At 62.9% G+C, this 10,669-nt stretch carries 15 protein-coding genes and 1 tRNA gene; 4 read left to right on the forward strand and 12 right to left on the reverse strand.

The annotated features are described in order from the left end of the window. Positions 1 to 163: 163 nt before the first annotated feature. The 4 genes from QOL79_RS17910 to QOL79_RS17925 are packed head-to-tail and all read right to left on the reverse strand — an operon-like array spanning position 164 to position 2,130. Positions 164 to 835 (reverse strand): aquaporin, encoded by a 672-nt coding sequence (locus QOL79_RS17910; protein WP_204991904.1) that lies wholly within the window; start codon positions 833 to 835, stop codon positions 164 to 166. Continuing rightward, positions 828 to 1,337, reverse strand: a complete 510-nt coding sequence (locus QOL79_RS17915; protein ID WP_283420326.1) for an arsenate reductase ArsC — start codon at positions 1,335 to 1,337, stop codon at positions 828 to 830. Before QOL79_RS17915 ends, QOL79_RS17910 begins: the two co-directional genes overlap by 8 nt. Continuing rightward, on the reverse strand, positions 1,334 to 1,789 hold the full coding sequence (locus tag QOL79_RS17920) for an ArsI/CadI family heavy metal resistance metalloenzyme (RefSeq protein ID WP_283420327.1): 456 nt from the start codon (positions 1,787 to 1,789) through the stop codon (positions 1,334 to 1,336). The genes QOL79_RS17915 and QOL79_RS17920 overlap by 4 nt, the downstream gene beginning before the upstream one ends. Beyond that, positions 1,786 to 2,130: an ArsR/SmtB family transcription factor gene (locus tag QOL79_RS17925; protein ID WP_283420328.1), complete on the reverse strand. Its 345-nt coding sequence runs from the start codon at positions 2,128 to 2,130 to the stop codon at positions 1,786 to 1,788. Before QOL79_RS17925 ends, QOL79_RS17920 begins: the two co-directional genes overlap by 4 nt. Before the next feature lie 665 nt (positions 2,131 to 2,795). Here QOL79_RS17925 and QOL79_RS17930 point away from each other — a divergent pair. Next, on the forward strand, positions 2,796 to 3,068 hold the full coding sequence (locus tag QOL79_RS17930; RefSeq protein ID WP_058457634.1) for a type II toxin-antitoxin system ParD family antitoxin: 273 nt from the start codon (positions 2,796 to 2,798) through the stop codon (positions 3,066 to 3,068). After that, positions 3,065 to 3,364 carry a type II toxin-antitoxin system RelE/ParE family toxin gene (locus QOL79_RS17935; protein WP_204991910.1) on the forward strand — a complete coding sequence of 100 codons (300 nt, stop codon included), beginning with the start codon at positions 3,065 to 3,067 and terminating at the stop codon, positions 3,362 to 3,364. Before QOL79_RS17930 ends, QOL79_RS17935 begins: the two co-directional genes overlap by 4 nt. Positions 3,365 to 3,423: 59 nt before the next feature. On the opposite strand, the gene QOL79_RS17940 is transcribed toward QOL79_RS17935, so the two are convergent. The 4 genes from QOL79_RS17940 to QOL79_RS17955 all read right to left on the reverse strand — a co-directional run bounded on the left by QOL79_RS17940 (position 3,424) and on the right by QOL79_RS17955 (position 5,187). Further along, the gene (locus tag QOL79_RS17940) at positions 3,424 to 4,086 is read right to left on the reverse strand and encodes a hypothetical protein (RefSeq protein WP_283420329.1); all 663 of its coding nucleotides are present in this window, start codon (positions 4,084 to 4,086) and stop codon (positions 3,424 to 3,426) included. A gap of 101 nt (positions 4,087 to 4,187) precedes the next feature. Further along, positions 4,188 to 4,520 (reverse strand): helix-turn-helix transcriptional regulator, encoded by a 333-nt coding sequence (locus tag QOL79_RS17945; protein WP_283420330.1) that lies wholly within the window; start codon positions 4,518 to 4,520, stop codon positions 4,188 to 4,190. After that, on the reverse strand, positions 4,520 to 4,903 hold the full coding sequence (locus tag QOL79_RS17950; RefSeq protein WP_282948918.1) for a type II toxin-antitoxin system VapC family toxin: 384 nt from the start codon (positions 4,901 to 4,903) through the stop codon (positions 4,520 to 4,522). Before QOL79_RS17950 ends, QOL79_RS17945 begins: the two co-directional genes overlap by 1 nt. After that, complete coding sequence (locus QOL79_RS17955) at positions 4,900 to 5,187, reverse strand: AbrB/MazE/SpoVT family DNA-binding domain-containing protein (protein WP_283420331.1); 288 nt, start codon at positions 5,185 to 5,187, stop codon at positions 4,900 to 4,902. Before QOL79_RS17955 ends, QOL79_RS17950 begins: the two co-directional genes overlap by 4 nt. Before the next feature lie 326 nt (positions 5,188 to 5,513). Between QOL79_RS17955 and acnA the strand changes: the two genes are divergently transcribed. Both acnA and QOL79_RS17965 read left to right on the forward strand, forming a co-directional pair. Next, positions 5,514 to 8,186, forward strand: a complete 2,673-nt coding sequence (gene acnA / locus QOL79_RS17960) for an aconitate hydratase AcnA (protein ID WP_283420332.1) — start codon at positions 5,514 to 5,516, stop codon at positions 8,184 to 8,186. A gap of 74 nt (positions 8,187 to 8,260) precedes the next feature. Further along, complete coding sequence (locus QOL79_RS17965; protein WP_282948924.1) at positions 8,261 to 8,530, forward strand: CBU_0592 family membrane protein; 270 nt, start codon at positions 8,261 to 8,263, stop codon at positions 8,528 to 8,530. 2 nt (positions 8,531 to 8,532) lie between these two features. Here the strand turns inward: QOL79_RS17965 and QOL79_RS17970 are convergent, their stop codons facing one another. The 4 genes from QOL79_RS17970 to QOL79_RS17985 all read right to left on the reverse strand — a co-directional run bounded on the left by QOL79_RS17970 (position 8,533) and on the right by QOL79_RS17985 (position 10,242). After that, positions 8,533 to 8,688: a hypothetical protein gene (locus QOL79_RS17970; RefSeq protein WP_282948926.1), complete on the reverse strand. Its 156-nt coding sequence runs from the start codon at positions 8,686 to 8,688 to the stop codon at positions 8,533 to 8,535. Continuing rightward, positions 8,679 to 9,284: a hypothetical protein gene (locus QOL79_RS17975; protein WP_283420333.1), complete on the reverse strand. Its 606-nt coding sequence runs from the start codon at positions 9,282 to 9,284 to the stop codon at positions 8,679 to 8,681. Before QOL79_RS17975 ends, QOL79_RS17970 begins: the two co-directional genes overlap by 10 nt. A 103-nt stretch (positions 9,285 to 9,387) precedes the next feature. Then, positions 9,388 to 9,463 (reverse strand) — tRNA-Val (locus tag QOL79_RS17980). A 65-nt stretch (positions 9,464 to 9,528) separates the two neighbouring features. Further along, positions 9,529 to 10,242: a helix-turn-helix domain-containing protein gene (locus tag QOL79_RS17985; RefSeq protein WP_156416663.1), complete on the reverse strand. Its 714-nt coding sequence runs from the start codon at positions 10,240 to 10,242 to the stop codon at positions 9,529 to 9,531. Positions 10,243 to 10,669: the final 427 nt, after the last annotated feature.

The following is a 10,669-nucleotide window of genomic DNA, read 5'->3' on the forward strand; positions in this document are numbered from 1 at the left end:
TGGGGGCAGCGCCCTGACGCAACGCCACCGCCTTTCCGCCCCTTGAAACCCCCGATTTCCCCCGCAAACCCCGCGCCACCTTACGCCCCATAGCTTCATCTCCCGAATCAGATTGGAATGAATCGGAATGGTTTTGAACCTATTTGGATAATGTAGGAAAGCGCTATTTTTGTGGCGGGAAGAGCGCGCTTCCGACGATCGTTGCACTGACCGCGCCAACGAGTTGCGCGGCAATGAACATCGGCACGTCGTGCGGCGCTATCCCCGCGAAGGTGTCAGAGAGACTGCGCGCCACGGTGATCGCCGGATTTGCAAAACTGGTCGATGACGTGAACCAATAGGCGGCGGTGATATACAGCCCGACCGACGCAGCCACGGCCTGCGGCTTGTATTTCACCGTCCCGAGGATCGTCATCACAAGGCCGAAAGTGGCGACGAACTCGCCCACCCACTGCCCCAATCCGGTTCTCGTTTTTACCGAAAGCTGGAGCGTCGGCAGGTCGAACATCAGATGCGCGACCCACGCGCCCAGGACGCCGAATGCAAGCTGGGCGGCGACATACGCGCCGGCATCGAACCAAGGCAGTTCGCGCCGCAGCGCAAAGACGAGCGTCACCGCCGGGTTGAAATGCGCGCCCGAAATCGGACCGAGCATCGTAATCAGCACGAACAGCATCGCTCCGGTCGCAATCGTGTTGGCGAGCAAGGCGACGCCGTCATTCCCGCCCGACAGCGCCTGCGCCATGATCCCCGACCCGATAACGCAGGCGAACAGGAAGAACGCGCCAACGCCCTCAGCCGCGATACGCCGCCCGAGCGGCGCGACCTCAGCCAAGCGCCGCCTCCTCGTCGGCAGTCTTGCCGATGGCTCGCAGCCGTTCCGCAACGCTCAATTCGTCGAGGCTCGCGAGGGGCAGGGCGAGCAACAAATCGATGCGCCGTTTAAGAGCGAGATAGGCCTGCCAGAAGGCTTCGCGCTGCCCGTCGCCTTCGACGGCAGCCGGGTCTTCGATGCCCCAATGCGCCGTGACCGGCTTGCCCGGCCATATCGGGCACGTCTCGCCGGCGGCATTGTCGCAGACGGTGAAGATGAAATCGAGCGGCGGCGCATCGGGCGCCGCGAACTCGTCCCAGCTCTTCGATCGATAACCCTCCGTCGAATATCCAAGTTCGCCAAGCAGCGCCAATGCGGCCGGATGCACCTCGCCTTTCGGAAAGCTGCCCGCCGAAAAGGCCCGGAAGCGCCCCTCGCCTTCGCGGTTCAAAATGGCTTCGGACAGAATCGAACGCGCCGAATTGCCGGTGCAGAGGAAGAGGACGTTGAACGGCCGGGTCATGCCGCACCGATCGACTTGGGAACGCAGCAGGTCGACCCTGCATCATTGCCCGCAAGCTGGTCGAGCGCGGGGCTGTCGCCATAGGTGGTTGCTTCGCCATCGGTGAAGAAGGCTTCCCAGACGATGCCGTCGGGATCGGCGATCCAGCTCTTCTCCGACCTGGCATAGCAGCATGTGGTCCGCCCCTCTTCGAGAACGGGCCTGTCGGCAGCCTTCAAGCGGCCATAAACCTCGCCAAGCTCTTCGATGCTTTCAGCCTGAATGCCGAGATGTTCGATCCCCTTCCGCGCATGATTGCCTGCCGAGATCGCGAAATTGACCCGCGGGTCGTCGAGCATCCATTTGGCATAATCCTCTTTAACGACGGACGGCTCGGCACCGAACATCGTCGAATAGAAGCCGATCGAGGCGTCGAGATTTTCGACGCCGACATGGACATGCAGGCGCTTCATGCGCTTTTCCTTTCCTGTGCGGGGGTTTCACACGCCGCGCCCGCGCCGCAATCGGCGGCACCGGCACAGCAATTTTCCATGAGGTACGCGACCAGCGCATTCATCGCCGGATAATTGGCGCGATAGATGATCGAACGATGCTGCCGCTCTTGCAGCACGAGCCCGGCTTCCCGAAGCTGGGCAAGATGGAAGGATAGCGAGCTGTTCGGAACGCCCAGTTTCTCCGCGATTACACCCGCGGCAAGCCCGCCCTCGCCCGCTTGCACCAGCAAACGGAACAGCGCAAGACGATGGTCCTGTGCAAGAGCGCCCAAGGCGGCGACGGCAGCATCGGCTTTCATCTGCGAATCCTCATTTCGAATAAAATCGAAATGTCAGATTGCGATCAGGCCGTCAATGTCATTTTGATAAATATGGAAATGAAGATTCCGGCTTTCCCGGTCAAAGGCGTGACAGCCCGGAATTGAGGCGTTTTCATCCTCAAACCAAATCATCCAACCGAACCCCCAGCGCATCGGCCAGCTTGCGCACCGTCTCCACCGTCCTTGCGAATGCCCAGCCCCGGCATCAGGGGATTCTCCCGACTCCCCTCCCGCTTGCGGGAGGGGGTGATCGGAGACCCGTGGCTCCGATCACGAGACTTGTGGGCTCGCCCGCTAGTCGCAGTGGGGAGGGGCCCACCGTCACGACCCTCAAAAACCCCCGATTTCCCCCGCGAACCCCGCGCCACCTTACGTCCCATAGCTCCATCTCCCGAATCACCTGGAATGAATCGGAAAAAGTTTGAACCTATTTGGATAATGTAGGAAAGAAGCTGATAGTCCTATTTCGTTATCCTCGAACGAGACGAGTGGCTCCTTCGACTTGATCCGGGATCCACAGGGGCGCCGAAGTCGTCGACCCCCGATCAATCCCGTCCTGAGCTCGTCGAAGGGTCCGGGGTGACGAGGCAGGAAATTGACCCTTCCTCCACTTCTTGATATGACATTGTCATAGGAGAGTCACCATGGCATCTCGCGCCGAAAAGCCCGTCACCGTCACCCTCGGCCCGCTCACCGCCGCCGCGCAGGATCGCGTCAAGTCGGGCCGCTACGCCTCGGTCAGCGAGGTGGTGCGCGCCGGCCTCCGCGCCCTCGACCGCGAGGAAGCGCTGCTCGACGAACTGCTCAAGGCTCGCGTCGCCGAAGCCCTCGCCGATACCCGCCCCCTCCAGCCCGCCGAAGACGTCCGCTCCGGTCTCGCCGCCCGCCACGCCAGACGGACGGGCAAGCCCGCTTGACCAAAAAACTCAATGTCGGTTGGCGCCAGACCGCAACCGACGACCTCTACCGCCTCTACGACTGGATCGCCGAGAGCGCCGATCCCGACACGGCGTTCGCCTACACCAGCGCGATCGAAGCCCACGCCGCAGACCTCGCCACCTTCCCGAACCGCGGCACCCCGCGCGACGACATCGCGCCGGGCGTCCGCACGCTGAATTTCCGGGGGCGGACCATTATCGCCTATCGGGTGAGCGTGACCGTCGAGGTGCTACGGATATTCCATGCTGGGCAGGAGTTGGGATTGGTGGAGTGACCGGAGCCGATCGAGCTTGGGAGCGGTTGCAGCCGTCACCATACCTCCCATTATCGTCCTTACGACGAAGGCGGGGGTGATTTGCGCTGGGACACGATTGCCAGAAGTGCTGCTTTCGCCATTCTCAAGTCGTCTTCTGGTAGTAGAATTCCTAGCGTGCGCATTGACGCATCACCAACCTTCTTATCTTCGCGTTCCTGAGGAGTTCTCAGCCAATCAATCATCAAATAGCGCAGCTCATCCAGTTCATAGACAAGGAGCGTAATGTCCTCGACGAGTTCAGAAAGGTAACGAAGCTTATCGGGTTGGTCCGCAATCCTGCTGCGCCTATGGATGCCAATCGCATGAATTCCTGCAGCGCCCCAATCTTCAAACGCCGTGTGGACGGTTGCATTGCGATGCCCGGCGAGATCATTCGTTTTCGCATTTAACCGCCCAATCTCCCTGAGCATTCTGCGACGAACATGATGTTCCGGGTTTCGCCGCCTTAGCTCCGATACCTCAAATTTCAGAGCGATGGGCGCAACGGTCATTATCAACTGGCGCTGTAATGCTCCGGTCTGAAACATGCTAAAAACCGCGTCCACTTTTGCCCGCTCAGTACGGTCCATGAGGCCGGTAAAAATAAGATACCAAAGTGTCTCCACTTGATTCCACGCCGTCGTAGCTTCGCCGACCAATTCATAAATTCGTCTGATCAGAGGTGGCGGCAAGTCTGACATGGATACTCCCAAAAACTAAGCCCACTCGAAATGGAGATTATGGTGGCGATTACGGTGACGGTTGACTCAAATTCCAAGCTGCGGACACCGAAAGCTCAACCTCAAACCAAATCATCCAACCGAACCCCCAGCGCATCGGCCAGCTTGCGCACCGTCTCGACCGACCCCTTGCCGCGCCCGGCCTCGATGTCGGCGATCTGCACCCGGTTGACCCCCGACACCGCGCCCAGCTTCACCTGCGACAATCCGCGCAATTCGCGCCAGACGCGCAGCGGGCTTTCACCGGCGATCAGCCGCTTGGCATAGTCGGCTGGCACCAGCTTATCCCCACCCGCCGCCAGCGCCGCCTTGGTGCCGTTATAGGCGCTGAGGTCGGCCAGATCGTCGGCCGCTTCGCGGAGGCGGTCATATTCTTCGCGGGGGATCGTCACCATCAACCGACGATCTCGACCGGCACCCCAATGCCTTTATTGGCCACCAAGCGCCGGTCGAAGGTCACGAATGCCTCGACACCCTTCGCCGCGACCAGATGGAGATGGTCGGCAAAATCGCCGCCCTTCGCAAAAGCCGCGACGGCGCTCCGCACCGCGCCGTCATCGTGCAGCACGACGCCCGGCACATTGAAAAGGTCCAGCAGCGAAGCGGCAAGATGCGCCCGTTCCAACCCGTAACGCGATTGCAGCAGCCACCCGAGTTCAAGCAGCACCGTCAATGGCACGAAAACCCCCGCCTTCACCAGATCGCGCGCGATAGGCGACTGCACCGGATCGTCGTCGAGCATGAAGCGGGCAAGGATATTGGTATCGGCCGCCTTCAAGTCGGCGGATCCCAGCTCTTGTCCTCGCGAAACATCCGGTCGATCGCCGAATGGGCGTCCTCGTCGCTGATCCGCGGCCCCTTGTAATTCACGGTCTTGCGCATTTTCGCCATCGCCTCTTCGAAGCTCAGCGCGGGTTTCGCCTTGGGCTTGGCGCGCAGCATCACGCCGGCGGGGCCATCGACGACCTCGAGTATCGTGCCGACGTCCCAATGCAGCCGGTCGCGAACATCCTTCGGGATGACGACCTGCCCCTTGGCCGATAGTCTGGTTTCCTTGGTCATACCGGTAAGATAGCATCAGAGGCGGCCGCAAACAAGCCGACCTCTCTACTATCGTCATCCCGGACTTGATCCGGGATCCACTCTACCGCCGTCGCATGGACCCCGGATCAAGTCCGGGGTGACGAAGCGTGGGAACACGGCGAATTTCCTTCGCGCCTTCGCGCCTTCGCGTGAACCAAATCTTCCGGCGCACCCCTTGCATTTCCTTGGGCCCGGCGTAAGGCGGCGCCAACATAAACCGCGCGTGCGACTCCCGTTGGCCCCGCTCTCCCGCTCCGCCACCGGACAGTCATTCCCCGCCGCGCCAACATGGGGACTGATATCCTATGACGACCACGGGCAACGACACGCTGGGCACCCGTTCGACGCTGAGCGTCGGCGGCAAGACTTACGCCTATTATTCGCTCGACAAGGCCGCGGCGAAGCTCGGCGACGTGTCGCGCCTGCCTTTCTCGATGAAGGTGCTGCTCGAAAACCTGCTGCGGTTCGAGGATGGCGGCTTCACCGTCTCGACCGACGATGTGCAGGCGCTCGTCGACTGGCAGAAGGATCCGCATTCGAACCGCGAGATCCAGTATCGCCCCGCGCGCGTGCTGCTGCAGGATTTCACCGGCGTGCCGTGCGTCGTCGACCTCGCCGCGATGCGCGATGCGATCGCCAAGCTCGGCGGCGACACGTCGAAGATCAACCCGCTCGTCCCCGTCCACCTCGTCATCGACCACTCGGTCATGGTCGACGAATTCGGCACGCCGAAGGCGTTCGAGCAGAATGTCGAGATCGAATATTATCGCAACGGCGAGCGCTACGACTTCCTGAAATGGGGGTCGAAGTCGCTGTCGAACTTCAAGGCGGTGCCCCCGGGCACCGGCATCTGCCACCAGGTCAACCTCGAGCATATCGCGCAGGCGGTGTGGTCGAGCGAGGACGCCGACGGCACCACCGTCGCCTATCCCGACACCTGCGTCGGCACCGACAGCCACACGACGATGATCAACGGCCTCGGCGTGCTCGGCTGGGGCGTCGGCGGGATCGAGGCGGAAGCCGCCATGCTCGGCCAGCCCGTGTCGATGCTGATTCCCGAAGTCGTCGGCTTCAAATTCACCGGCCAGCTCAAGGAAGGCGTCACCGCGACCGACCTCGTGCTCACCGCGACGCAGATGCTGCGCGCCAAGGGCGTCGTCGGCCGCTTCGTCGAATATTTCGGCCCCGGCCTCGCGTCGCTGAGCCTTGCCGACCGTGCGACGCTCGCCAACATGGCGCCCGAATATGGCGCGACCTGCGGCTTCTTCGGCATCGACGACAAGACGATCGATTACATGCGCCTGACCGGCCGTAGCGAAGAAAATATCGCGCTGGTCGAGGCCTATGCGAAGGCGCAGGGCCTCTGGATCGTCGAGGGCGCCGCGGACCCCGTGTTCACCGACACGCTCGAACTCGACCTCGCCACCGTCGTGCCGTCGCTCGCGGGGCCGAAGCGTCCGCAGGACCGCGTCTCGCTTCCCGAGGTCGACGACGTGTTCAACGCCGACATGGTCAACACCTACAAGAAGGCGCAGACGCGCGTGCCGGTCGAGGGCAAGGACTTCGACATCGGCGACGGCGACGTCACCATCGCCGCGATCACCAGCTGCACCAACACCTCGAACCCCGGCGTGCTCGTCGCCGCGGGGCTCGTCGCGAAAAAGGCCGACGCGCTGGGGTTGAAGCCCAAGCCGTGGGTCAAGACCTCGCTCGCGCCGGGTAGCCAGGTCGTCACCGACTATCTGGTCAAGGCGGGCCTCCAGAAGCATCTCGACAATATCGGCTTCAACCTCGTCGGCTATGGCTGCACGACGTGCATCGGCAATTCGGGCCCGCTCGCCGAGCCGATTTCGAAGGCGATCAACGAGAATGGCCTCGTCGCCGCGGCGGTGATCTCGGGCAACCGCAACTTCGAAGGCCGCGTGTCGCCCGACGTGCGCGCGAACTTCCTGGCGTCGCCGCCGCTCGTCGTCGCCTATGCGCTCAAGGGCACGGTGATCGAGGATTTCACCACCACCCCGATCGGGCAGGACCAGCAGGGCAAGGACGTGTTCCTCGCCGACATCTGGCCGACCAACCTCGAAGTGGCCGAGGCGGTTGCGGGCGCGGTGAGCCGCGACATGTTCGTCGCGCGCTACGCGCATGTCTACAAGGGCGACGAGCATTGGCAGAAGATCGAGGTCGAAGGTTCCGATACGTACCAGTGGCGCGCCGGATCGACCTATGTGGCGAACCCGCCGTACTTCGAGGGCATGACGATGACTCCGGCGCCGGTGTCGGATATCGTGGACGCGAAACCGCTCGCAATCCTGGGCGACAGCATCACCACCGACCACATCAGCCCCGCGGGCAGCATCAAGGCGGACAGCCCGGCCGGAAAATGGCTTATGGAACATCAGGTTAGCAAGGCCGACTTCAACAGCTACGGCGCCCGCCGCGGCCACCACGACGTCATGATGCGCGGCACCTTCGCCAACATCCGCATCAAGAATGAAATGGTCCCCGGCATCGAAGGCGGCATGTCGCGCTACGGCCCCGAGGTCATGCCGATCTACGACGTCGCGATGCGCCACAAGGCCGACGGCACGCCGCTGGTCGTGATTGCGGGCAAGGAATATGGCACCGGATCGTCGCGCGACTGGGCGGCGAAGGGCACGAACCTGCTCGGCGTCCGCGCGGTGATCGTCGAGAGCTTCGAGCGCATCCACCGCTCGAACCTCGTCGGCATGGGCGTGCTGCCGCTGCAGTTCCTCGACGGCCAGAGCCGCGAGACGCTGGGCCTGACCGGCGACGACCAGTTCACGATGACCGGCGTCGCGGAGCTGAAGCCGCGCCAGACGGTCACCGTCAACGTCACCCGCCCCGACGGCTCGACCTTCGCCTTCGACACGCTCTGCCGCATCGATACGGCGAACGAGGTCGAATATTATATGAACGGCGGCATCCTGCATTATGTGCTGCGCAAGCTCGCAGCCTGACGCGGCAAACCGCTGATGCTATGAGCGCCCGCCCCCCTCACCGGGGCGGGCGTTTTCATTGGGAGAAGAAGCGTATGAGCGCCGAAGCCATCATCATCGAAGTCATCGGATGGTCCGCCGCGGTGCTGATCCTGACCGCTTATATACTCCTCTCGCTCGGCAAGCTCGAAGCCCGCGGCTATATCTATCAATGGATGAATGTCGTCGGCGCCGCGGGTTTCGTGATCAATTCAGGCTATAATGGCGCGATTCCGTCGGCGGTGCTCAACGTCGTCTGGGCCGGGATCGGCCTCTTCACGATCAGCATCGTCTGGCGCGCGCGCCGCGCGCCGCTCGCTCACTGAGCCTACGTAACCTCTGCATTCCAAGCCGCGACCCTCGCACGCGTATCGGCGAGCATCTTGTCGAGCGTCGCGCGGTCACAGACCTGTCCATGCGTTACGACGGTGTCGATCGCACGCATCGCGGAGATGTCCTTGAGCGGGTTCTTCGTCAGCAGCACAACTTCGGTCGCGATTCGCGGCTTGATCGCACCATAGCGACCGAGCCAGCCGAACCACGCAGGTCCCGCCCGCGTCGCAGTGGAGGGCGCCTGCACAGCGGTCCGTCCCTTGCGCGTGAACAGCTCGATCTCGTCGTGCAGCCCGAAGCCCGGATAGGTAAAGCTTCTAGGGCAGCCCGCGTCGGTCCCGCGACCATCGGCACGACGGCCTTGGCGGCGCGGTCGGTTCGCCAGTCATAAGTCTTGCGCAGCCTGGGCGCGATATAGGCGCCGCCCGCGTCCCTCGAATGATCGTCGCGATCGGAGCCGATCCCCGCAGCGACCGCCTGATCGACCGTCAATTCCATCGGGATATGGCCCGAGGTTCTGATCCCCAGCGCTTTCGACCGCCGCTGCGCATAGAGAAACGGTGCGGGCTTCAGCATGTTGTCGGTGATCTTGACGAAATCGACCTTGCCGCGCTGCTTCGGCCGCGTCAGCACCGCATCGATATCGGCCTCGCTGCCGACCTCGACCGTGCCCCTCCACACCGGTGCGATCCCCTCGATCTTCGCACCCGAAGTGAGCAGGCGCGGACCGAAGAGGCTCCCGTGCACAACCTCGCTGCGCCACGCCAGCGCCCGATCCGCAAGGTCGCCCGAGCGATCGCGGATCGTCGCGATTCCTTCAGCGACAGCAATTCTCGTAACTAGCGAGGGATGGTGGGCGCTGACGGGCTCGAACCGCCGACCCTCTCGGTGTAAACGAGATGCTCTACCAACTGAGCTAAGCGCCCCCCGGCCGTCCTCCTGCGCGGGATGCGCGCCCCTGCCACAAGCCGCCGCCGGTGGCAAGCCGCGACTATTCCTCCAGCGCCTCGAAATAGCGTTCGAGTGCTTCGAATGTCGCCTCGGCGAGCGCGATGAAGATGCGGCGGCCGTCGTGTGGATCGGCTTCGCGGATGAAGAGTCCGCCATCGGTCATCGTCTTGATCCAGCGCAGCGCGGTGGTTGCAGGGACCGCCGAAGCGATGCAAAGGCTCGATACCGATACCGGCCGCCGCTCGAGCCGCGCCGCATAGAGGTCGAGCAGCATGTCCCAAGCGGGGTCGGCGAACAGGTCCGCCGGGAAAAACTGCTCGCGGACTCGACGCTGCCGCAGCAGACGCCGCACCATTTTCGCGCGCTGGCGCTCGGCCGTGCGTTCCTCGGGTACAAAACTCCGCGGCGTTGTCGCGAAATCGCGCACCGGCGCGCGCACCTGATCCGGATAGTCGGTGAAATCCTGCCCGCGCGAGGCGAAGCCGGCCGGCGTACCGGGAAGGCCGCTCCGTTCGCCGGCGATGTGGCCGAGTAACCGCGAAATACGCGCGACCTCTTCCTGCAGCCGGTCGATCCTTTCCATCGCGGGGTCGCGCGCGACTTCATGCACGACCAGATGCCGTTCGGATCGCGCCGCCGCCAGGGCCACGCGACGATCGGTCGCATCTGCATCGACAAGCCATTCCACACGAATCGTGTCGGGGATCGCCGCCGCAACGCGGTCGAGCGCCGCGAGCGATGTTTCGCAAATCAAGGCGCACCCTTTGTCGGCAACCGCCCGGCAGAGCTCCGCAAATATCCCGTTATCGATGGCTTCAGGTGCAGCCACCCAGACCATGTCGAGGACAAGCATATCGCGGACATGCGCCGCCGCATCACATGCAGGGAGCGTCGCAACTATTCGAACGTCCTCGATCAGATCGAACCCCGACGAAGACGCCGAAAGCCCGACCGCGAGCAACGTCGATGGCGCGCTCGCTGGCAAAAGATCTTGCACCCTATTTGCCGCGTCTTCGCCCCATTGAAACCGGACCGCATGTTCCATGTTGATGCCCCTGCCCTTTGATCCGCCATGACGTCTTTATGCCGTCACTCCGACCATATTCACCTTTTGTTCGTTCCCATTCGCCGCCATTTCGGACCCAAAGCATGTCGTCGGTTCGGACGGCAGAGATAAGACG

This window comes from Sphingopyxis sp. Geo48, assembly GCF_949769155.1.
In the GTDB taxonomy this organism is placed as follows: domain Bacteria; phylum Pseudomonadota; class Alphaproteobacteria; order Sphingomonadales; family Sphingomonadaceae; genus Sphingopyxis.

Excerpts from the sequence above, each read along its gene's own strand:
- acnA (WP_283420332.1), top strand. The coding sequence starts at position 5,514 with ATGACGACCACGGGCAACGACACGCTGGGCACCCGTTCGACGCTGAGC.
- QOL79_RS17915 (WP_283420326.1), bottom strand. The coding sequence starts at position 1,337 with ATGACCCGGCCGTTCAACGTCCTCTTCCTCTGCACCGGCAATTCGGCG.
- QOL79_RS17925 (WP_283420328.1), bottom strand. The coding sequence starts at position 2,130 with ATGAAAGCCGATGCTGCCGTCGCCGCCTTGGGCGCTCTTGCACAGGAC.
- QOL79_RS17920 (WP_283420327.1), bottom strand. The coding sequence starts at position 1,789 with ATGAAGCGCCTGCATGTCCATGTCGGCGTCGAAAATCTCGACGCCTCG.
- QOL79_RS17945 (WP_283420330.1), bottom strand. The coding sequence starts at position 4,520 with ATGGTGACGATCCCCCGCGAAGAATATGACCGCCTCCGCGAAGCGGCC.
- QOL79_RS17965 (WP_282948924.1), top strand. The coding sequence starts at position 8,261 with ATGAGCGCCGAAGCCATCATCATCGAAGTCATCGGATGGTCCGCCGCG.
- QOL79_RS17930 (WP_058457634.1), top strand. The coding sequence starts at position 2,796 with ATGGCATCTCGCGCCGAAAAGCCCGTCACCGTCACCCTCGGCCCGCTC.
- QOL79_RS17955 (WP_283420331.1), bottom strand. The coding sequence starts at position 5,187 with ATGACCAAGGAAACCAGACTATCGGCCAAGGGGCAGGTCGTCATCCCG.
- QOL79_RS17940 (WP_283420329.1), bottom strand. The coding sequence starts at position 4,086 with ATGTCAGACTTGCCGCCACCTCTGATCAGACGAATTTATGAATTGGTC.